The sequence below is a fragment of the Guptibacillus sedimenti genome, from assembly GCF_028610665.1.
Classification (GTDB): domain Bacteria; phylum Bacillota; class Bacilli; order Bacillales; family Guptibacillaceae; genus Guptibacillus; species Guptibacillus sedimenti.
Genome location: NZ_JAQQWV010000003.1, coordinates 92784 through 113539, shown reverse-complemented (window position 1 = coordinate 113539; position 20756 = coordinate 92784). Strand labels below are relative to the sequence as shown.

Annotated in this window: 24 protein-coding genes; 3 read left to right on the top strand and 21 right to left on the bottom strand. The window is 36.8% G+C overall.

Translation table 11 applies throughout. The annotated features are described in order from the left end of the window. Position 1: 1 nt before the first annotated feature. From PQ578_RS15095 to PQ578_RS15075, 5 genes are all read right to left on the bottom strand, one after another. The gene (locus PQ578_RS15095) at positions 2 to 316 is read right to left on the bottom strand and encodes a DMT family transporter (protein ID WP_273835172.1); all 315 of its coding nucleotides are present in this window, start codon (positions 314 to 316) and stop codon (positions 2 to 4) included. Positions 317 to 318: 2 nt separating this feature from the next. After that, a complete protein-coding gene (locus PQ578_RS15090) occupies positions 319 to 657 on the bottom strand; it encodes a DMT family transporter (RefSeq protein ID WP_273835171.1) in 339 nt (112 codons plus the stop codon). A 15-nt stretch (positions 658 to 672) separates the two neighbouring features. After that, positions 673 to 1245 (bottom strand): TetR/AcrR family transcriptional regulator, encoded by a 573-nt coding sequence (locus PQ578_RS15085; RefSeq protein WP_273835169.1) that lies wholly within the window; start codon positions 1243 to 1245, stop codon positions 673 to 675. 366 nt (positions 1246 to 1611) lie between these two features. Next, positions 1612 to 1842: a hypothetical protein gene (locus tag PQ578_RS15080; RefSeq protein WP_273835168.1), complete on the bottom strand. Its 231-nt coding sequence runs from the start codon at positions 1840 to 1842 to the stop codon at positions 1612 to 1614. A 230-nt stretch (positions 1843 to 2072) separates the two neighbouring features. After that, entirely contained in the window at positions 2073 to 2897 is an 825-nt protein-coding gene (locus PQ578_RS15075; protein WP_273835167.1) for an alpha/beta fold hydrolase, read from the bottom strand. A gap of 202 nt (positions 2898 to 3099) precedes the next feature. On the opposite strand from PQ578_RS15075, the gene PQ578_RS15070 reads away from it, so the two are divergent. Further along, positions 3100 to 3477: a hypothetical protein gene (locus PQ578_RS15070; protein WP_273835166.1), complete on the top strand. Its 378-nt coding sequence runs from the start codon at positions 3100 to 3102 to the stop codon at positions 3475 to 3477. Positions 3478 to 3606: 129 nt separating this feature from the next. On the opposite strand, the gene PQ578_RS15065 is transcribed toward PQ578_RS15070, so the two are convergent. From PQ578_RS15065 to PQ578_RS15020, 10 genes are all read right to left on the bottom strand, one after another. Next, complete coding sequence (locus tag PQ578_RS15065; protein WP_273835164.1) at positions 3607 to 4065, bottom strand: hypothetical protein; 459 nt, start codon at positions 4063 to 4065, stop codon at positions 3607 to 3609. Positions 4066 to 4181: 116 nt separating this feature from the next. Further along, positions 4182 to 4322, bottom strand: coding sequence for a DUF3953 domain-containing protein (locus PQ578_RS15060; protein ID WP_273835520.1), 141 nt, complete (start codon positions 4320 to 4322; stop codon positions 4182 to 4184). A 255-nt stretch (positions 4323 to 4577) separates the two neighbouring features. Further along, positions 4578 to 5156 carry a histidine phosphatase family protein gene (locus tag PQ578_RS15055; protein WP_273835163.1) on the bottom strand — a complete coding sequence of 193 codons (579 nt, stop codon included), beginning with the start codon at positions 5154 to 5156 and terminating at the stop codon, positions 4578 to 4580. 165 nt (positions 5157 to 5321) lie between these two features. Continuing rightward, a complete protein-coding gene (locus PQ578_RS15050) occupies positions 5322 to 6083 on the bottom strand; it encodes a class I SAM-dependent methyltransferase (protein ID WP_273835162.1) in 762 nt (253 codons plus the stop codon). 204 nt (positions 6084 to 6287) lie between these two features. Next, positions 6288 to 6530, bottom strand: coding sequence for a hypothetical protein (locus PQ578_RS15045; protein ID WP_273835161.1), 243 nt, complete (start codon positions 6528 to 6530; stop codon positions 6288 to 6290). A gap of 187 nt (positions 6531 to 6717) precedes the next feature. Then, positions 6718 to 7275 (bottom strand): hypothetical protein, encoded by a 558-nt coding sequence (locus tag PQ578_RS15040; protein ID WP_273835160.1) that lies wholly within the window; start codon positions 7273 to 7275, stop codon positions 6718 to 6720. A gap of 111 nt (positions 7276 to 7386) precedes the next feature. Then, on the bottom strand, positions 7387 to 7824 hold the full coding sequence (locus PQ578_RS15035) for a GNAT family N-acetyltransferase (RefSeq protein ID WP_273835158.1): 438 nt from the start codon (positions 7822 to 7824) through the stop codon (positions 7387 to 7389). A gap of 149 nt (positions 7825 to 7973) precedes the next feature. After that, positions 7974 to 8291: a hypothetical protein gene (locus PQ578_RS15030; protein ID WP_273835156.1), complete on the bottom strand. Its 318-nt coding sequence runs from the start codon at positions 8289 to 8291 to the stop codon at positions 7974 to 7976. 197 nt (positions 8292 to 8488) lie between these two features. Continuing rightward, positions 8489 to 8815, bottom strand: a complete 327-nt coding sequence (locus PQ578_RS15025; protein ID WP_273835154.1) for a hypothetical protein — start codon at positions 8813 to 8815, stop codon at positions 8489 to 8491. A 214-nt stretch (positions 8816 to 9029) separates the two neighbouring features. Then, complete coding sequence (locus tag PQ578_RS15020) at positions 9030 to 10151, bottom strand: NAD(P)/FAD-dependent oxidoreductase (protein ID WP_273835152.1); 1122 nt, start codon at positions 10149 to 10151, stop codon at positions 9030 to 9032. Between the two features lie 160 nt (positions 10152 to 10311). Between PQ578_RS15020 and PQ578_RS15015 the strand changes: the two genes are divergently transcribed. Further along, positions 10312 to 10731 (top strand): VOC family protein, encoded by a 420-nt coding sequence (locus PQ578_RS15015; RefSeq protein WP_160919034.1) that lies wholly within the window; start codon positions 10312 to 10314, stop codon positions 10729 to 10731. A gap of 497 nt (positions 10732 to 11228) precedes the next feature. Here the strand turns inward: PQ578_RS15015 and PQ578_RS15010 are convergent, their stop codons facing one another. The 3 genes from PQ578_RS15010 to PQ578_RS15000 all read right to left on the bottom strand — a co-directional run bounded on the left by PQ578_RS15010 (position 11229) and on the right by PQ578_RS15000 (position 14937). Continuing rightward, positions 11229 to 11849 carry a trimeric intracellular cation channel family protein gene (locus tag PQ578_RS15010; RefSeq protein ID WP_098443910.1) on the bottom strand — a complete coding sequence of 207 codons (621 nt, stop codon included), beginning with the start codon at positions 11847 to 11849 and terminating at the stop codon, positions 11229 to 11231. Positions 11850 to 11945: 96 nt separating this feature from the next. Then, positions 11946 to 13433: a UDP-N-acetylmuramoyl-L-alanyl-D-glutamate--2,6-diaminopimelate ligase gene (locus PQ578_RS15005; protein ID WP_273835146.1), complete on the bottom strand. Its 1488-nt coding sequence runs from the start codon at positions 13431 to 13433 to the stop codon at positions 11946 to 11948. Positions 13434 to 13635: 202 nt separating this feature from the next. Beyond that, positions 13636 to 14937 (bottom strand): acetamidase/formamidase family protein, encoded by a 1302-nt coding sequence (locus PQ578_RS15000; RefSeq protein WP_273835144.1) that lies wholly within the window; start codon positions 14935 to 14937, stop codon positions 13636 to 13638. 200 nt (positions 14938 to 15137) lie between these two features. On the opposite strand from PQ578_RS15000, the gene PQ578_RS14995 reads away from it, so the two are divergent. Beyond that, entirely contained in the window at positions 15138 to 16211 is a 1074-nt protein-coding gene (locus tag PQ578_RS14995; RefSeq protein WP_273835141.1) for a DUF3900 domain-containing protein, read from the top strand. Between the two features lie 291 nt (positions 16212 to 16502). Here the strand turns inward: PQ578_RS14995 and PQ578_RS14990 are convergent, their stop codons facing one another. The 3 genes from PQ578_RS14990 to PQ578_RS14980 all read right to left on the bottom strand — a co-directional run bounded on the left by PQ578_RS14990 (position 16503) and on the right by PQ578_RS14980 (position 20504). Beyond that, entirely contained in the window at positions 16503 to 17420 is a 918-nt protein-coding gene (locus tag PQ578_RS14990) for an HNH endonuclease (RefSeq protein ID WP_273835139.1), read from the bottom strand. 189 nt (positions 17421 to 17609) lie between these two features. Further along, positions 17610 to 18350 (bottom strand): SDR family oxidoreductase, encoded by a 741-nt coding sequence (locus PQ578_RS14985; protein WP_273835137.1) that lies wholly within the window; start codon positions 18348 to 18350, stop codon positions 17610 to 17612. A 222-nt stretch (positions 18351 to 18572) separates the two neighbouring features. After that, positions 18573 to 20504, bottom strand: a complete 1932-nt coding sequence (locus tag PQ578_RS14980; RefSeq protein ID WP_273835135.1) for a fructose-1,6-bisphosphatase — start codon at positions 20502 to 20504, stop codon at positions 18573 to 18575. Between the last annotated feature and the right edge of the window lie 252 nt (positions 20505 to 20756).

Sequence of the window (20756 nt, the reverse complement as noted above, 5' to 3'; positions counted from 1 at the left end):
GTTAACTAATTAGCTTTAGACCGACTGCGGCACTTAATACCATAGCCATAAAGATAATTCTAGCTAAGCTCTTCGATTCTCCATAAAATAGTATTCCTACAACCCCTGATCCCACTGTTCCGATTCCGGTCCATATGGCATAAGCTGTTCCCATTGGTAAAGATTGCATGGCTAAGCTTAAGAATGTAAAACTACTTCCTAAACCTAAAAGGAAAACTGCAAATGATCGGAAGTTTTTTTTACGTAGTATAAGGTTTAACCCTGTCACACCTACAACTTCAAATATTCCTGCAAAAACGAGAAAGACCCATCCCACGATCAAGCACTCCCTTCTTGATTAGGGTTTCCAGTAACAAGTTTAAGGCCCATGACGCCTGCAAGAAGAACAAGAATCAAAATAATTTTTAGAAGTTTAAACGGTTCTCCAAATACTAGCATTTCAACTAATACTGTGCCGGTTGTTCCTAATCCAGTAAATACAGCATAGGCTGTTCCCACAGGAAGTTGGGAAGTTGTTTTAATTAATAAACCAAAAGATGCAACAATAGCAATAAGCGTGCCTGTCCACGTCAAAATATCATCAGCGTGTTTTAATCCCATAACCCAAAAAATCTCAAAAACAGATCCTACAACCAACAAACTCCATGCGCGATTCATATGAATATCTCCTTTTTATTTAGTAACGCCTTGCCAATAAATTTCCCATGAACTAGTTAGACGTTTTTGTAGACGTTCTGGAAATCCATATAAAAGTTCAACTAGTAACCCATCAAGTATTGTTAAAAATGACAGCGCAGCAAACTCAGGATTTATCCCAGGGTTTAAATCATCTCTCTTTTCTTCAAATATGGACAAATACAGTGCCTCTAATTCATCAACAAATTTGTTGGTACCCTTCTTAATTTGTTGTTCAAATTGTACTGGTGGAAAAAAAGAAGTTCTCATAAAGAAATTCATATTATGATCTTTTTGATAACGTTTCAAGTACTCGTTCAAAAAGTTATATAGAATCTCTTTCAGAGATGAAGAACTGTTCTCCAACATGTATTGTTTAATAAAGTACAACTCGTTTACTAGAGAATCATTATACGTGCTAATAAAAAGATCCTCCTTACTCTTAAAATGTGCGTAGATCGATTGTTTTTTAATTCCCACTTCATTAGCAATAGAAGAAAGCGAAGCTCCCTGATACCCATGTAAAGCAAATTGATTTAAAGCAACTTTTTTTAAGTCATTAGATTTCACTTTTTCACCCCTTACGAACGTTCGTAAGTTTATACTAGCAAAGCCTTATTCTCCTGTCAATTATGTAAAAAAAGAGAGTAGAGTTCATACTGGCCTTACATTGTAGAATTTCCTACTCATTATATTTAACTATTTAAATTTGATTTTTTCTTCAACTCTAATCGATTCCCTTAATTCTTCAAGAGTGCTTCATCCTACCGGAGGTGACATACTAATTACTTCGACCTTAACTTTTTCTTCATTTATAGTCCTGAAAAAAAGAACTTCTCCAACCACGCAATCTTTTATGAAAAATAAAGGAGCCTATCTTATTAAAGATAAGCTCCGAGATTGTTGAATATGAGATGATACTTATTTCTGTCGAATTCACCACTCAATTTCTTTATAAATATCAGAGATGAATCTTCCATCAACTTTACCCTCTTCGAACAATTGTGTCGCTGTACTAAACTCTTGAGTAACTGATCCTTTTACTTTTGTTAGGTAAAACCTCTCTTCATCCTGGCTAATCCAATATTCATCATTTCCATAACTGAAATTGTACTCTTCTCCAATGTAAATGCCATTTTGAAACTCTTTGAACTGATCTTTAGTCATTTCACCACTCCATTCAAGAGTCTCAACTAGAGCTTAAAAAAAGATAAATAAAAATATAGCGAACTAGAGATGATATTCCTGTTTTATTCAACATTAGCTCCGATTTAATGGAATAAGTCTTTCTCTTCGTTTAATACCCTTTTGATTGCTCCAACTTTAAATTCAGTATTTTTTAGAATGCTATTTTCATCTGTAAAACCTTGAAGATTATTGTAGTTGATAAGACATTATTACTTGAGAAAGCTCGAAAGTATTGGCAGCAGTTTTTTTCCGTTAACCATATGGTCTTGCTTTGCAAGTTGTACAAACTTTGCGTTTGGAATTGCCTTTGTTAGTTGACGACCAACATCTTTTATTGAGTCCGGGCTTTGTTCGCCAACGATTATTTGTGTAGGTATGGAAATTTGAGTAGCTCGTTCAAGGGGGGGCATATCCTGAGTTAGAGTAATATCATAAGCAAGGGTTGGAGCTAGAGCTTTCGTAGTTCTCCAGCCAGGAAATAACGGCAACAATAAAACAAATACTTTTGGCATCCCAATCCCCTTTAAAAAGGAAAGCATTGCTTCTGAATTTTTTTCGTTATCGAGAAGTTTGTGTATTTTTTGGCTTAATTGTTTGTATTCGTTTTTTTCTTTCTCGTCACGTACATATGGCGCATCATACATAGTTACTTTTTGCACTTTGTTGTCAAGCCGAAGTGCTGCCTCAAGTGCGATCACAGCACCAGAAGAATGGCCATATAAATGTGCCCTGCCACCTGCCGCGTCAATCATAGCTTCAATATCTTCGATTTCACGTTCTTTAGAATAAGGAAGTGTGTTACCACTATCGCCGCGTCCACGGCGGTCGTAATTGTAAACAGTGAATTCAGAGGCAAATATTTTGGCATCTCGCACTATGGGCTTAAATGAGCGATGGCAGCTTGCTCCCGTTATGTAAATGAGCGCTGGACCATTACCGTAGACATCATATGCCAAGGTTGTACCGTCTTTTGACTGGGTTGTTTTCGTATACATCACCCTTTTCTCAAAAAAATGGATATTACCCTTTTGCATTTGTCAAGGCTTCAATCAATTGCCAACACCTACATTTAAATACATAAACGTTAATTTCTGCATCACCAATAAATTTCCTCCTGTTATTTAATAAACTGAACCGAAAAACCTTAATACGCTCCAATATTTTGATACAATTTAATTAACAAGAAATCGAACTATTTGTAGAAAGGACTAATTCACTTTGGTATTTTTTTTAAGGATGATAGCAGCTTTTCTTTCTTCAATTATTGCAGGACTGTATTTTGTAGGTGATCTCTTATCTGGTATATTTATTTTTCTACCGAGTTTTATCCTTGTTGCCGTTCCTGTTTCGCTCTTTGTTGATAGGTTTAGTAAAGAAAGAAGAAGCAGGAATAAAATGTATATTATTAAGCTCTTTTATTACTTTATATCAGGTATTTTATCAGGTTGTTTAATGATTGTGATGTTTGGTATTGGTGGGGATTTTGCAACCGTAGATATGCCTTCGGTCATATTAATCACTCTATGTTGCTCAATACTATATTATCATTTTCTTCTATTGCTTAAAAAATGGCTAAAATGGTATAAAAACGTCCCATTACCTGTTTCAAGATAAGGTAGAGAACATCCTAATTGGATATTCTCTACCTTATTTTTATTCTGGGAAAAACATAAGAACATTAAGGGTTTATAAGTATTCAAGAATTGCTCCGAGATAATTGAACAAAGCAGGTTATAAATATTACTAAAATGAAATCATCAGCAACTTTTTAACCTCTTCATATACCTTCGGATGGTTTTCAATCGAAACATATTTCAACCTGGTACCAGAAGGATCTTGGTAAATGAAAGAACCATCTTCAAACATATTAATAAAATAGGTTTTCCCCTGCAATTTTTCATTCTCTGCTAAAGCAATTATGTAATTACCACTTTCATTTAATAACTTATTCTTCTCTTTGATTTTTTCTGGTTTTTGTTCAGTTACTTCAACACTTTCTATCTTTTGTATAAAGGTACTAATCTTATCAATATCCTCTACTTCTTTTTTAGTCTCTTTACTTACCACTCCATTATTATCTACACCTTGTATAGTGAGAAATTTATACTCTCCTTGAATTTCAATAGTATCGGATCCGGCCCCGCACCCACATAGGATAGTAAAACTTAGCATTGACACTATTATTACTTTCATTAGATTCATTTCAATTCACCTAACTTCCAACAACTGTACTGTGTTCAAGACCAATCATTTCAAAAAGAAGCAAGTTTCTCAATCATTATTTCTAAAAAGCTTATCTATTAAAGATAAGCTCCAATTTAGCTTAATAAAAAACCCTTAATTGATACAAATAATGAGAAGATAAAAACACCAACAAGTAAAATCCCAATTGATTTTCGTTCTTTTTGAAATTCTTCAATTCCCATAACTAACATTGTAAGTCCTAATAGAAATATCATTATATGACTAAACTCAAAATTACTTGTAATCACCCCATAAACAGCAAGTGTAAAAGTTGATATTGATAGAACGTATCGTAAAATTTTCAACCAAATTCTCCCTTTCATCTTCCTCAAAAATACTTTAATTATCTGTAGTGCCAATTATTTCAAATCATTGAGAACAACTCAATCTTTTATTTCAAATAAAAAAAGCCTATCTTATTACAGATAAGCTCCGAGATTGTTGAATAAGTGTTTATGTTAAAAACTCACTTACATCAAATGTTTTGTGCAATTATATAAAGAACAATCCCAATCTCCATTAATATTTTCTAAGATTGTAATCGCGGTATTATCAATATAAGTTTTTTGAAACCTACTGGGGAGTAATTGTTGCAATGTTAGTCCGATTAAAGCCCCATGACTCACTATTAGTATTCGCTTGCCCTTATATGTATGGACCATATCTTTAACAAATTCAATTCCTCTTTTGCCTACTTCTTCAAAACTTTCCATCCCTAGGTCTAAGTTACGCCAATTGCTGCCCCACTTTTCCAGTCGATCTTCTTCTGTCGTTCCTTCGATTTCCCCACAATCTATTTCTCTAATTCTTTTATCATAATGACTTATTGATAAGTTTATTTTACTTCCAATGATTTGTGCCGTTTCAATTGCCCTTGTTAAATCACTTGAAATGATGACATCCCATTTTCCTTCTTCTCGTAGTCTAGCGCCAATATTTGTAGCTTGTTTTCTACCTAATTCGTTTAAAGGAATATCTGACGTGCCTTGTGCTTTACCATGATCATTCCACTCCGTAATTCCATGTCTAATTAGCCCTATGGTTGTCATTCTACCTATCCCCTTTTACTCTTTCTTACATATAAACGCGCAATTATATTTACATAGAGCGCTTACTTTGATCAAACGCTCCGAGGTAACAGAAGACTCGACATCGAGATTTTTCTTAATTGTAAAATAATTTGTTCAAGACTGTTTTTGATTCTGAAAACCGAGCTACAATTTTTTCGAAATAAAAAACACTTCAGCAAAATCATTAGTTATTTGCTTGCCAGGATCTACTTTCAAATCATTTTTCATTTTTTCTAAACCATCTTCATAGTCATCATCGCTTATTAACGTTAGGACAGAGATGTCTCTGTTTTCAGCATGGTGGACGTAATCAGCTACAGCTACTTGTTCCATTCGATATTCCATCCTTAGTTTAACTTCAAAACCCCTCTTAATAAGTTCTTGGTAGATCAATTCCTTATCCCAAAACCTCTTTAGGTCTTCTTCATTAGCAGAAGGAAAGTAATGATAAACCCACCATTTTGGCATCTCGTGAATGACGATATTATGTAATTTATATACTCCCTTTACCTTTAGTACCCTTGATATTTCATCTAGGGCACTTTCCTTATCCACGTAATGGTGAAAAGCATAGTTATTTGAAATAAAGTCAAAGGTATCAGAGTCATATGGCATTCTTTCAACATACCCATGCATTAAATCTACATTTGTTACCTTTTCATTAGCTTTTTTTAACATATCTTTTGAAGCATCAAGGCCATTCCAATTGATATTAATTCCCTGAAAGAGTGGAACCTGCTTTTCAAGGTACAGCCCTGTCCCACAGGATAGATCGAGCATCTTATAATCGGTTTTTTTATGTTCATCAACATAGTCTTTTAAATCCCAGTCTAGTTTTAACTCATCACTTCTAAATTGATTTTTGTCATAATTATCAGCAATTGTAGAATAATTTGTAGTTTTCATAAAAAGCCCACCTTCTTAGTGCGGAATTACGCCCGATTAATAAAGATTGTTCTTTAACGATTAAGCTGCTATGATATTACAGAATTGCTCCGAGATTACGTAATATCTGATTTCGATATGTATTATAAATTACTAACTAACCCACGCTAAACCACCTAAACTGTTAGTCTCGTTACTTGGTTTATATAAACTAAAAGAAAAAATCTAGTTTATTAAATATCTAGATAATAAGAATAGCCAAGGACTAACTAAGAGCAGAACGCTTAGATACATAAATTTGCGTTTACCTAGCCCCATTGCTATAGCCCAACTAAACAAACTACATAGAAACGTGAGGATTAGGGTAGTAATAATTCCATACTCTTGAAAAATAGGTATAGTAAAAGACAAAATACCAACGCCAACTAAAATCCAATACATTACATAAGGTGATTTTTTTGTTTCCATTCCTATTTTCTCCTTTCTAGAATTCTTCTGCCCTTCCTATAATCTAACTGTAAATTAGTTCGTTCGCCTTTATACAATCCTTACTGCAAGCGAATTCGATAGCTGAGTGCTCACTTGAACAATCGCTCCGAGATTCTTGAAGACTTGAAATCGAGATATTGAACCAGATCTTTCCCTAATTGATAGCTTAATTCTCTTCCTTCCAACCAATTTTCTTAATAACAACAGCTATAACTTTATTTTCATTAAACCCAAATTCTATATTTATCTTATTATCTTTATCGAAATATCCAAGGGTATCTAAGCCACTTTCAACCCTTTCATAATAGTTCACACCGTATTCCTTAATTACCTGTTCTTTTGTATCCTCGATTTTAATTTCTTTTGCAGTTTCATATACCTTGGAGTTTTTGTGTGTTCTTCGAATGAATAATCGAATAACCTTGTCATCTACAAAACCAAACTCCACACCATCGTAACTTAAATATTTTGACTTTGGATCTTCTATTACTTCGACTTCAGTTGGTTTTCCAAAGGTTTTTATTACATCGTTCTCATAGGAATTGATTGATATAGAATTGATATTTTCACCAGAGAGGTCAATACTCTCAGTGGTGTCATAAAAATCCATCGTTTCCTTAGCTAATGGTTCACATCCTATTAAAATCAAAAACATAATTATAGTTGAAATTACTGTTGAAGTTTTTAGATTTATCCTCAAAATAATCCCCTCATTTTTACCCACCAGTTTATTTCACCTTAAAATCAAAAATTCTTATTCAATATTGCTGCTCATTTTCACAATAAGAGGTAGCAGCTACGCAACTATCCCTCCGAGATAATGGAAGAGTGTTATTTATAATGAAATACTCATAGAAATTGTTCTGTTTTTAAAGCCTAGATTTTCATATATCTTAATTGCTTGATTTCCATCAAAAACGCTTAAACGAATTTCGGAGTATCCTTCTTGTTTTAATTGTTCAACACCCGTTTTAATCAATTGTTTTGAAATACCTTTGCCTCTGTATTCCTCTATCACAAATAATTCATAAATAAATCCTAGTTTCTTATCTGAAAACTGGTCTTTACTCCCTCCTAAAAGAATCCAACCTGTTATTACATCATTTTTAGTTGATATTAAATAATAACTACTCTTTTTCATAAGAGATTCTACTAGTTGTTTTGCTTTTTCAATCGTTGGCTCAGCTTCACCTAAAGTTCCCTCAAATATAGCCTGTGGAGAAAGTGCTATTATCTTTTCAATTTCTACCTCATTTGGTTTTCTTATATCCACTTATCAACTAACCCCTTCCAATATAGGACGTTTTTTTCAAATTCACTGCTCAACATACCAATTATTTCAAAATAACGCTAGTAAATCCATCCTTATTTCACAGAAAAGAGCCTACCTTATTACAGATAAGCTCCGAGATAACTGAATAACTATTTTTGAATCCCATACCAAGAACTTTCTTTAATCGTTAATTCTTCTGTTATTTCATATTCCGCAACTTTTTCTGTCTTTGGTGATTGATCTCCTATTGAGAAAGCAATAATCCAACTGTCACCGTTTTCAAGGGACGTAAGGTTAATATCTTCTGGATCCTTACCAACTCTATCTTTAAAGTCGCTTTCGAATTCTTCAAAAGCTACCTGAGAAGCCTGACCTAATCGATCAGGTTGATAAAATTCGTATGCCGAAACCAAAATTCCAATTATAACAACAATACCAACGATGAGACTTTTCTTTTTTTTGTTCAAAAGTAAAACTCCTCTCACTGACTAATGAAACGGACACAATTGATTAACCCTCATTTTTACATTTAAAGAACCACTGCACTTCTTCAAGAATCTTGACCAAACCTCTAATACCAATTATTTCAAACCCACCATCGTAACTCAATCTTTATTTCACATAAAAAGGAACCTATCTTATTACAGATAAGCTCCGAGTTAATTTAATAAGACGTGTAGTTTGCTCTGCTTTTGAATAGGAACAAAACCCACCATACTAACAGAAACACATAACCTATACTTGTGAAATATGACCATAAAGCACCTTGTTGTAATTGACTAACTAAATGTTCAAACTCATTCATTTCTTCTGCTCTACCAATACTATTTATGAGGACAATTATTGGAACTGTAACAGTGAACAGAATAGCTACAATTGACAAACCTTTCATTTTCCTTTTCACAACGCTGTATATAGTTGTTCCTAATGTTGTTAATAAAAACAAGTAATATATTACCCAAAACCAATTAGGCAATGTGTCCCAATCCATTTTTTACCCCCCTAATGTTCATTGCTTACTGTTCAACAATCCTGCCCGATTGCTGAACATCACTCCGTTCTATACAATACCATATTTTTCTATTTAATCGAACGATAATATTACCTTACTTATGACATCGAATACTATCTATTCAGTAAAAAAAGAAGTCCAATTCGAAAGGCCTTTTATGATCAGCCTTCCAAATTGAACTACTTCTTTTGTATTATTGTTTTGAAATCGCTGCGTAAATGTCGTAGTCTGCAGGATCAAGTTCGGTTTCTTTACCAATCGCAAGCCTGGCAAGTTCAAGCCCAAGATATGGACCTACAGTGAGGCCAGAGGCGCCCAGACCATTTGCGGCTAGTAAATTATTCATTTCAGGTACATAACCGAATACCGGAAGAAAACCTGGTGTAAAAGGACGAAAACCTACTTTAGCTTCCAAAAAAGTACTCTTTGCTAATCCAGGAGCAATAGCAAGTGCTTTACTAAATATTTCTTGAAGACCGCCTGCCGTTACGCGCCTGTCCATCCCAGCTTCATTTTCATGAGTTGCGCCAATGACGACTCGCCCATCGTCAAAGCTTAATAAATACTGGTCGTTTGGCGGCATCACAACTGGCCACTCGCTTGTAGTTTCACCAGGCACCTCAAGGTGAACAATTTGAGCCTTTTGAGAAGTGACGCTGAACTTTAGTCCTAACGGAGATAAGAGTTCTTCCGCCCATGCGCCAGCGGTAACAATGACTTTATCCGCTTCGAGTGTCTCGCCTTCAATGGTTACTCCTGTGATTTCGCTATTTGTTGACTGGAGTTTTGCATCACCATATTTCAATGTAGCCCCATGCATTTGTGCAGCGCGTAGAAGCGCTTGTCGAAGCGCTGCGCCATTTACTCGAGCGGCTCCGCTCACAAACACAGACTGATACTCTTCCGCTACGTAAGGAAACATTTTTTTTGTTTCATCGGCTGATAACTTCTTAATCTCGCCTATTTCTGGTGCATCTTCTCTCCGTTTTTTTGCTCGATCAATCATTTTATCTAATTTCGTTTCATCCGTGTGGAGGCTAATTGCGCCTACTTTCTTGTAGCCCGTTTCTGTCTCTCCATCCTCCATTAATTGTTCAATTAAATTTGGATAGTATTTTGCTCCACCTTTGGCGAGTCGATACCATATCTTATTTCGGCGTTGAGAAAGCCACGGACATACGATCCCTGCTGCGGCTTCCGTAGCCTGGCCAGGTTCGTTTCTGTCGATAATTGTAACATCTACCCCCATTTTTGCTAAGTGGTAGGCAGTTGAGGCACCAAGAATACCTGAGCCTATAATAATCATTGAATTCATCAGTAACACCTATTTCGTTAAATTCATTTCTTTTTCATTCTACACACAATCATTAAGCCGCTCAAGCAGTTAAAAGACGCTTTGTCTGGAAACAACTTTCTTCTATATAAATTGCTGTCTATGCTAAAATGACACCATTACATTATGAAGGAGTTTCATCATGAAAAAAACATTGGATCATATGGGAATTGCAGTTAGACGATTAGATGAAAGTGTTCAGTTTTATACTGAAGTATTAGGAGGAGAACTATTCGACCGCTATCGCAGTGAAGCTACAGGAGTTGAGAGCGAAATTGCAGTGATTGACCTTAATGGAAGTCGTATTGAATTGCTTATGCCTACAAACAATACAACTTCTCCAATCGCACGATTTATGAAACAAAAAGGAAAAGGCGTTCACCATATTGCATACAGGGTCGAGAACCTTGATGAAGCCCTTAAAGAATTAGAACAACAAAGCATCCGTGTGATGGAAGAAACACTGCGCATCAACAAACATGGTAGAAGGTTAATTTATTTAAATCCCGCTGATACAGAAGGGACAATTATTGAATATTGTGATTACCCAGAAACAAATTAACTTATAATTGAATAAACGCTAGTCGAAAAACAAGAATCATAAATAACAAGAATGTGAGCACAAGAAGTATATTTAGTCTTGAAGGTAAATTATTATTTTGATTGTTTTTATCACTCATGGTAGCTTTCCTCCCGTTGCTAAATTTGTAAAACGATATCGTTCGTGTTATTGCTTCTTAATCGTTATGAGTTTCATTACAAAATCCTCATATCTTTAACATATAGGAAAAACAGCACCTTTACTGAAGGGACATATTCCTCATCGTTTGCATTTTAGCATAATTTCACTTGTTACAAACGAGTTTTTTGGATTCAAAGTTATTTTTTCTTCAAACGCTTCAAGGTAAGAAAGAGCTTTCCTCTCTATTGCTTGATCTTCTTTTACATCATTCGTTTCCTCTTCATTCCTTATGGATGGAGAAATCGCCATTATCTCTAGCCATTCACCTAAATCATTTAATAAAAAAATGCAGCCTAAGCTGCATTTTTTTATTCCATCTATGTTTTCGATTCCTCATTATGAATGCTTCTATACGGCAATTTCCATCCATATCGAAGAGAAAGCATGCGGAGGAACACTATGGTTCCAAATAGTAACATTAATGGAGGCAATTCTTTCGGATAACCAAGGCCGATTAACAGACCAGCCATCATCGCCCAAACAGCATAGACTTCTTTTTGCAACACCGTTGGTTTCCTTCTTGCTAGAAGATCACGAATGATCCCTCCACCTGTTCCTGTCATAGCAGCAGCGACCATAGCTGCAATAAAAGGATGTCCCATCTCCTCTGCAAAGAGTGCACCCTGGATTGCGAATGCTGCGAGACCAATCGCATCAAAGAAACTCCCCCATTTTTCCCAGTAATAGTTAATCCAACTAGCTGGAAAAACAAAGATAACGAGAATTGTAGCGATCGCAATCATAATAAGTATATCTTGATCCCAAATTGAAGCTACGGGAACACCTATTAATAAATTCCGAATAATTCCTCCACCAAATGCCGTTGCAAGTCCAAGAACGATTACACCAAGAAAATCAAACTCTTCTTCAAGTGCGACCAGTGCGCCACTCGCTGCAAAGGCAATCGTACCAATAATATTAAGTATTTCCCAAGTCACACCATTACGCCCTTTCACGATCTATTGAAAGTTAAAGTGTACGTCAGCTTTTGCGTGTTAGCAACCCTTAATAAGAAAAAACCCCCAGCTGGAGGTTTAAGAAGAAAGGTGATAGTGCATTTCGATTAAGTCTTCATCTGAATGTGGAATTTCCTTCCCTTTTACCATTTGAGCGCCGTTGATACATCCACTCGTAAGAAGAATAATATCGTGGTCACGTCCAAGCTGCAGTGACTTTAAGACACCTTCACGTCTTGTGTGTGTACGATAGATATTCGGAGCATTTGGATTCGAAAATCCCGACATTACCTTATCAACAATGACTGACGGCTCATGATAGCCTGGATGGTCCACGGTTACAATCACTTCATCTGCCCTACCTTCGATCGCCTTAGCCATTTTTGGCATTTTTTCAAAATCTCTTATCCCAATGCCAGCAATCATGACGATTAGTTTCCGATGGTCTATTTTTTTCACTTCATCAACGAGACGAGTAAGAGCTACTGGTGTATGAGCGTAGTCCAGAATAATCGTTTCACGATTAGGCCCCGTTATGACTTGAAATCGACCTTCAGGACTTTCTAATCGCGGTAGCACTCCTATAATTTCGGATAATGTATAACCGAGTAATAGTGCAGTACCAACAGCCGAAAGAACATTCGCGACATTATAGTCAGCAAAAACCGGTACAAACACATCATACGACTCACCATGTGAAACAAGTCTAAAAGATGTTCCATTTACTTGATAGGAAATGTCAGTAGCGATGAGGTCAGCCTCAACATATTGGTTTAAGCTATAGCTTACGATTCGATCGTTAAAAGTTCGGATCAGTTCAATTCCCATTTCATCATCTACATTCACGACAGCTGCTTTTGCTTGATCAAATAGTTTCATTTTACAAGCTTTATAATGTTCAAATGTATGGTGGTATTCCAGGTGCTCAGGAGAAATGTTTGTATGAATGGCTACATCAAAATTTATTCCATCAACTCGGTGTTGATCAAGGGCAATTGAAGAAACTTCCATTGCTACTGCCTGATCTTCTACATCGACTAAATCATTAAAAATCCGATGGAGATCGAGTGATTCAGGTGTAGTAGGCGTGCTTTTTTTGTACGGAATCCTCTTTTTGGAAGACCAAATACCTGTTGTGCCAATCGAACCCGTTGGTAAACCAAGTAAGCTTAAAAGAGACCGAACATAAGCGGCAACTGTGGTTTTTCCATTTGTTCCTGTTACCCCAACGGTTCTTAATTTCTCATCTGCGTTATCGTAATATTGTTTTGAAAAGGAAGCCATCGCTTTTCGAACATCATCGACAAGAACAAATGTGCAATTTGGATAGCTGTGTGAAAGACTTTGAGTAAGATCCTCACGGTCAGCTATGACAGCGACTGCTCCATTTTGAATGGCGTCTTCTATGTATAAATGTCCATCGTGATTCTCACCTCTTATCGCAAAAAACACGGAAGACGGCTCTGCATTCTTTGAGTGAAAAGTAAGTTGGGTAATCGTTTGATGGTTTGGCCCATCAATTTGAAAAATAGATGGATAGTGAAGTTTTGAAAAGTTAATCTTCATGGTGAATTCCTCGCTTTAGCCGTATTATTTACTTTTACTGGAAAATTTTTAAAACGAAAGTAAATAATCTAATTTTACTTAAATTCCCCATTATTGCTTGATAAAAAACAATGACGTTACATATAGCATACTCAATTTAACCTATTTTTCATTCATAGGAAATGAACAGACAGCCTTGAAAAACAGCTGTCTGTTATTTCTTTTACTTTTCTGTATTATAGTGATTTCGAACAAGGTCGGTTAGGCTAAGTTCATCTAGAAGATGGACGGGAACTAAAAATGTAATCGTCACTACGCCTGGGTGCCTTCCGATTTCGATTGAACCTGTAATCGTTGCACGGTTCATTACCTCAGGAACGGTAATGCCTAACGTGTCAGCTGCACGCTTCAGTCCATTATCTGTTGCCTCATTAAGATCTGCACCGGTTCCGATAAAAGATAACGGTAATGACTCTTCTAATTTTGAAACACCGTACATATTCGCCACGCGCTTGGCTGCTTCTCTTTCTTTTGAAGTAAATGGCTTTGCCAAATGCGGTAGATCTTCTACTGTAGGGAGTAAAATAGGTCCTTCTATTGTCAGGTCCTTAATGACGATCGCTTGAAGATTTACAATACCCGAAACATCAGCTGTATGACCTGCGATCTCCCCATTCCCTTGCATAGCATGCATGTCCCCGATATAAATACCTCCACCAGGTACTTTAACAGGACAAATCAATACCGCTCCTTCTCTAACACGATTAATGTCCATATGGCCGTCTGTCCGATCTTTCAATTCCTCTTTTGTAACACCATACTCATGAGGTGCATCAATTAGAAATTGACCAAAATCTCCGGCATTATGTGAATCAGGTAATGGGCGGGAAGGCGTTGTTCCAAGCTGGCCGAGAAAAGGACGTAGTCTTGCCATCGTTCCTACTAGATCACTTGGTCCAAACGTAACAATTGGATTTTGGACAGAGTTTTCAGGAGTAGCCATAAAGGATTTACCGTTTTGAGCTATATGAGTAGCTGCAGCTTCATCTACTGTAACACCAACTGTTCGATCAGAGTCAAATGCCATTGTATACCCATTCGTAAAAACAAAAGGTGTTACATCTTCTCCACAATTCGAACAGCGAATCGCCTCTGGTCCGGTTCCTTCAATTTTCGTATCAGGATATAATTCTCCACACCCAGGGCACTTCACCGCTACGAACGGATCACCAACAAACCTTCCATCAACAGGTTGATCGTTTCCTGAAGAAGTTGCCATTGAAGTAACCTGAACCGATTTAATGCGTATTGCAATTGCGTCCCCTACTTCAGCACCTTCTACAAAAACAGGCTTCGTCACTTCATGCCCTCCGCGTAGACATGGAGTGATCATTGGCCCCCAACAACCAGGCGCTGTATTTGCAACAATATGACCACCATCTTTCAATGGTCCAAGCATTTGATTGGTAGGATCGAGTATTCCGTTCGTAAATTCATTCACAAACACCGTTTGTTTTGCTTCCATTGCCTCTCCCCTTTTCATATGTATTCCTTTCTTCATTATAAGAGTAATGTCGATTCATGTAAAAAATTAATTGGCTAAAAACAAAAAAACTTTGAATTCGAAGTTTTATCACTTTCAAAATTGACATATTTTGAAGTGATTGACGAATTCCAAAACGTTGCCTATACTGAATAAACGCAAACATAGAGACGGGTGATGAAATGGAATTTAAAATGCAGTATCTTTCCTTTTACTTAATCCAAGTAGAAGGAAGCGGAGAAAGTGAAGAACGACGCTATAAGCATTATCAAACACTTGATGCAGACAGTTATGAAGATAGCTCTCTCAAAGACTTTCTTAATGGTGAATTAACGAAAATTATGAAACGAAAAGTGGATCGTCATGCTAAATCTGAAGGTGCTCCTACCAAGATTGGCCGATTTATTGTCGAACCTGGTCATGAGCTAACGTCCAATCCCAACTATAATTTATTCGACCGCACCCGCTACGCCGAATCTGCGGATGATTTTGAAACATCTACTGACCAAATTGTACAAATGTATCTTGATACAAGTGCGATAAGAGGCGGGGTTTTGATTGTTGCGACTGCTAAATTAACAAAACTGTTCGATGATCCTTTTCTCTTTATCTTAAAATGTGACTTCGAACCAAAAGTGGCTACCATCACTGACGAAGATACGCTAATCCAAAATGTTGAAATGGCGATTACGACAAAAAGCATGAAATCGGTCCAGTATCCCTACATGCCAGAAGAAGGCATGATCGACAGCGCCGAAATCAAAGTTCACCAGTCCTCTCACGCACGCTACTTCGAAGACTTCTTAAAATGGGTTGAATACGAAAAGTCAATGCCTGAAATCGTGAAAACGCAAACGATGGGGATGGTACAGGAGCATATCCAAGAAACGTACCAGGAAGAAAGCGAAGAACGAGAAGAATTTGAACAGGCAATAGAAGAATGGTCTCAGAGTCCGAAGCGTGAGCTACAGGAGCGCTTTACGACCGAACAGGTCGTTGAAGCGACCTCGCAGATTGTCGAACACTCTCCTGACGTGGAATGGAAGCTAAAGCTAGACCACGTATCCGTGAAAGCGATGCTGTCTGACTTCGGCGAATCGATTCACCTTGCGAAGGTAAACGGGAAGTATGTGCTTGCGATTGAAGCCGATTCCATTACGTTCGAGAAAGGCTTTTCTCCTGTCGAGTTTCATAAGCCTGATACGCTTCAGGAAGTGGTGGAGAGGATTTATAAAAAGAATGAGAATGAGTCATAACAGACATAATAAATAGCCTATTCGTTATGGTGATTGTATTGAGTACGAAAGTTGGCCGTTATGTAACGGATGAGAAGGAATCCAAGGAAGGCTTCCAGATCGGATAAAAGAAGATATTGAAATGATCCAACGCGATATTCCGAAAGCTTTCTGGGATGAATTATTACAGAAGGGGTTTATCTCTCCTGATGCCCCTTTACCTACTACGATTGAATAAGTATCTTAACTAAACAAAAATGGACTTCTCTACTGGAAGTCCATTTTTGTTTATATGCTTTATCCTAATAAAAATTACTTCCTCATCCTCTTGCGTTTATGCCACTTGAAATAGACTTTATTTTCAGGATGAATGCTGATTTTTTTGCGTTGATTTAATCCGTACATGTCATAGTCATCTTCTTGAATACTTGAAGAAATGTGTAATCGCCCCTGGCCGTCAAAGGCTATCAACCCCTCATCATAGAGAGCGGCGTGGTTTTGACAAAGTAGCACCCCATTAAAAGGATCCAATCGCTCGTCGTTTGAACAATCCTTCCATGGTTTAGCATGGCTTGCTTTAAGTAATTCCGGAAGTTTAATGGCACAAAGAGCACACTGACCTTCCCATAACGGAGCAACTTCATTGCGAAACTTTAACTTTCCCCATCTCATTTTCATTTTCGCTTCTGATTCTGTTTCCGTAATGATGGGTATTAATGTATTACGTTCCGTTCTTCTAACTTCATCTACGGTTAACTCTAATTGTTCTTCATTGATACGATAAAAATTGGACTCACTAATTAGCTCAAGCAGCTTAATTGTTAGTGCTTCATGACAAGGGTATAAATACCCAGGATTTCCACTTGCATCAAGTTGAAATGGTGCGTATTTAAGAGGTAATAAAGGTGATATTTCTTCGAATTTTTCTCTTACATTTAGCGGAACGTCCAATTCATGGTATTCTAGCGCCACTAAATATCCTTTATCGGCTATCGTTTGATGCGATAAAGTTGACGGTTTCGCCTCCTCTTTACAGTCACTCTTTGCAAGGCTAACCGCTACAATCTCTCCTTTAACATAGTGGAAAATAGGATCTCCTTTTTTGACTTCTTTCAGCCTCTTCCACGAGTGAGGCTCTTGGCCACCCCTATCTTCTTTCGGTGACCAGATCACCCCTGCTTCTTTTTCTTCAACATATGTATCTCCTTGCATGACAATAAAACTATTCATCTTTCTTCCTCCAACTGTTGTGCTTATTTCTCTAGTTGTTTACACGCTATCCAAGTTAAAGTATATGGGTGATCTGTGAATCATTCAAGTTATTACGTATCTTAAATATATGTTTATGGTTCACTACTCCATAAAAAAAGACCGAGCAGGCTCGATCTTTTTCTAACGAACTATAAAAATAAGTCGCTCCTATTGCTGCATTGGCCGGACAACCACTTCATTTACATTCACATAATCAGGTTGCGTTACTGCATACACAACGGCACGGGCAATATCATCCGCTTGAAGAGCTTTCATTGAAGAGGCTCGATCCTTAAACATGTTAAGCACCTCTTCATCCGTAATATGATGAGTTAGTTCAGTTTCAACGGCACCTGGAGAAATATTCGTGACACGCACACCAGTTTTTGATAACTCTTTTTCAAGTCCCATTGAAAGGGCTCTTACGGCATATTTTGTAGCACTATACACGGCACTTGAAGCAAATACTTCATGACCTGCTACACTCGATACGTTAATAATATGACCACTCTCTTGTTTTAGCATATCAGGAAGCGCTGCATGAATGCCGTATAGAACACCTTTAATATTCACGTCCACCATTTGACTCCATTGATCGACCTCATCATTTTTCATAAATGATAGTAGCATCACTCCAGCATTATTGACGACGATGTCAACCTTTCCAAATTCTTGTTTGGCTTGCTTAACGAGTTGCTCCATATCTTCTTTTTTCGTAACATCCGTTTTTACTACAATGGCTTTTCCATTTGATTGATTCGTGATGAAGCTCGCTAAGTCAGTCAGTTTTTCTTCACGACGAGCTGCAAGCACAAGACTTGCTCCTTCATTCGCTAGTTGTTTCGCTATCGCCTCACCAATACCACTGCTAGCTCCCGTTACTATTGCTACTTTCCCATCAAGTTTCATCGATTGATCGCCTCCGCTTAGTTAAGGTTATTCTTATTGACCATAGCACAACTTTCTGAAAAGTTTGAATGTTATGCTCAATTAATATGTAAATGCTTCATTACTTTTGTAAAATAAAGCACGATCTACCTCCATAAGAAGTTTCCTGCTTATACAAAAACGAAACTAACCAACAAAGTCGATGCTTTGTTGGTTAGTTTCGTAAAAAAGGTACATAAACCGCTAATTGATATACCGATACTCCATTAATCGATTTAGAATATGAACTTCTTGCAGGATTTCTTCTCCAATGTTTGTTTCGCGAACTTTTTTTCTTTCTAATTCCTTATCGACCAATCTTTTTACTGATAATACATCTGCTCCGTGTAATAAAACTTCTTCTTTAGAATTAAATAGTTTATGAGCAACAAGCTGCATGCCGTAAGAATTAAATAATAATGTGTATCCCGCAATACCTGTTGTTGATTGATAAGCTTTCGAAAAACCGCCATCAATGACAATCATCTTGCCATTTGCTTTAATTGGATTTTCTCCATCAATTTCTTTAACAGGCGTGTGTCCATTTATAATGTGACCTTGATCTGGATTAAGATCAAATTCTGCTAGAATCTGGCGACAGATCTCTTCTTCTTCACGCAAATGGTAATAAGGATTTTTTCTTTCTTTATGGCTCTTCTTATCACTTATAAAATATCTCTCAAACGTCGTCATTTCTCTCTTACCGAACAGAGAAGAATACTCGCCTGTCCACAAATACCAAACCATATCCGTCGAAAGGTCAGCTGTTTCTTCAGGATGTGCGAAAGCATGGCGTAAATAATTTTCAAAAATATCAAGTAACTCGCGACCGGCATACGTTTTATTTTCGATGATCATTTTTTCCATATTCCCATTCTCATCTAGTGGGATACATCCATGAATTAACAGATTACCATTGTATCTTAAATAAAGACTGCCTTTTTTCATAAGGAAGTTCATGTGTCTAGCAAGCTTTTCCGAGTGTTGCACTGAAAACAAAAGCTTGTTGATTACTTCCTCCTCCTCCTTTAATAGCTTGTCAGGTTGGTCTGGATTAATGGTTGAAAAACAGGTGTTTTCTAACGGATACGTTTGCCCATGAATCGTAATGGTGTTTTCTTGATAATCAATTTTCTCTAATAAAAGTCTTTCAGACATATTGAAGTAAGATCTTCTCTTGATGATTGGACTCTCTAGTTTAAATTGTATCATCGTGATCGCCTGATGTATTTTCGTGATCTGGCATTTTTCATGACTCGTTTGTTTCTCTTCAGATTCTCTCTTTGGCGCAAATGCGGGATTATCATCATAATATTTTTCCGCGAGATTCAGTAAGGGTCTCAGATTTATGCCATAAACATCTTCAATGATTTCTAAATTGTTGTATCGAGCACAGATACGAATAATATTAGCAAGACATACTTTAGATCCTGCAAACGCACCAATCCATAGGACATCATGGTTTCCCCATTGTATATCTACAGAATGATAGTGAATAAGCGTATCCATAATTTTGTCAGGTTCTGGTCCTCGATCGTAGATATCCCCCACAACGTGAAGATGATCCACAACGAGTCTTTGCGTTGTATAGGCAAGTCCCGTGATTAGCTTATCCGCTTGGTTCAGAGAGATAATTTGTTGAAGTATTTTATTATAATAAGGCTCTTTATTCGTAAGATCAGCCGTTTTATAGAGAAGCTCTTCAATGACATAAACAAACTGATTAGGTAAAGCTTTACGTAGTTTGGATCGTGTATATTTGGAAGAGGCATACGAGATGAGCTTTAACATACGTTCAATCATCACCGTATACCATTCGTATAATTCGTTATCACTACTAAAAGAATGTTTAATTAGGTTTATTTTTTCTTCCGGATAGTAAACGAGCGTCGCAAATTCGTTTAACTCATCTTCTGGTAACTCATCTTTAAACAAGTCAGAGATTTTCTCTTTCACTTTACCTGAACCATTTCGTAGCACATGTTGAAAGGCTTGGTACTCCCCATGTAAATCACTAACAAAATGCTCAGTTCCTTTTGGTAGATTAAGGATGGCTTTAAGGTTTATGATTTCAGTGACAACTTTTTCTTCACTATCATATTTTTGGGCAAGTAAATCCAAATGTTTTGTGTTCAAACTGATGTATCCCCTTTCAAATTACTGCAAGGTTTAAGATGAGAACGATTGCAACTAGCCTTACTAGGATTCGTCTTCATAAATAATTCTTTACATTGATAGTAACATATTTTTAATACTAGAATAGAGAATAAAGCAGTACTCTACTACCTCATATGAAACGAATGATTTGCTATAATGCTAGTTTCTCATTTAATGTAAAACGCACAAAAAAAAAAAAGCAGTTCCATTTGGAGTGCACGATAACAAGGT

Excerpts from the sequence above, each read along its gene's own strand:
- PQ578_RS15090 (WP_273835171.1), bottom strand. The coding sequence starts at position 657 with ATGAATCGCGCATGGAGTTTGTTGGTTGTAGGATCTGTTTTTGAGATT.
- PQ578_RS15005 (WP_273835146.1), bottom strand. The coding sequence starts at position 13,433 with ATGAAGATTAACTTTTCAAAACTTCACTATCCATCTATTTTTCAAATT.
- PQ578_RS15000 (WP_273835144.1), bottom strand. The coding sequence starts at position 14,937 with ATGGAAGCAAAACAAACGGTGTTTGTGAATGAATTTACGAACGGAATA.
- PQ578_RS14995 (WP_273835141.1), top strand. The coding sequence starts at position 15,138 with ATGGAATTTAAAATGCAGTATCTTTCCTTTTACTTAATCCAAGTAGAA.
- PQ578_RS15045 (WP_273835161.1), bottom strand. The coding sequence starts at position 6,530 with ATGGAAACAAAAAAATCACCTTATGTAATGTATTGGATTTTAGTTGGC.
- PQ578_RS15015 (WP_160919034.1), top strand. The coding sequence starts at position 10,312 with ATGAAAAAAACATTGGATCATATGGGAATTGCAGTTAGACGATTAGAT.
- PQ578_RS14990 (WP_273835139.1), bottom strand. The coding sequence starts at position 17,420 with ATGAATAGTTTTATTGTCATGCAAGGAGATACATATGTTGAAGAAAAA.
- PQ578_RS15080 (WP_273835168.1), bottom strand. The coding sequence starts at position 1,842 with ATGACTAAAGATCAGTTCAAAGAGTTTCAAAATGGCATTTACATTGGA.
- PQ578_RS15050 (WP_273835162.1), bottom strand. The coding sequence starts at position 6,083 with ATGAAAACTACAAATTATTCTACAATTGCTGATAATTATGACAAAAAT.
- PQ578_RS14985 (WP_273835137.1), bottom strand. The coding sequence starts at position 18,350 with ATGAAACTTGATGGGAAAGTAGCAATAGTAACGGGAGCTAGCAGTGGT.
- PQ578_RS15020 (WP_273835152.1), bottom strand. The coding sequence starts at position 10,151 with ATGAATTCAATGATTATTATAGGCTCAGGTATTCTTGGTGCCTCAACT.
- PQ578_RS15070 (WP_273835166.1), top strand. The coding sequence starts at position 3,100 with ATGATAGCAGCTTTTCTTTCTTCAATTATTGCAGGACTGTATTTTGTA.
- PQ578_RS15025 (WP_273835154.1), bottom strand. The coding sequence starts at position 8,815 with ATGGATTGGGACACATTGCCTAATTGGTTTTGGGTAATATATTACTTG.
- PQ578_RS15055 (WP_273835163.1), bottom strand. The coding sequence starts at position 5,156 with ATGACAACCATAGGGCTAATTAGACATGGAATTACGGAGTGGAATGAT.
- PQ578_RS15065 (WP_273835164.1), bottom strand. The coding sequence starts at position 4,065 with ATGAATCTAATGAAAGTAATAATAGTGTCAATGCTAAGTTTTACTATC.
- PQ578_RS15075 (WP_273835167.1), bottom strand. The coding sequence starts at position 2,897 with ATGCAAAAGGGTAATATCCATTTTTTTGAGAAAAGGGTGATGTATACG.
- PQ578_RS15060 (WP_273835520.1), bottom strand. The coding sequence starts at position 4,322 with ATGATATTTCTATTAGGACTTACAATGTTAGTTATGGGAATTGAAGAA.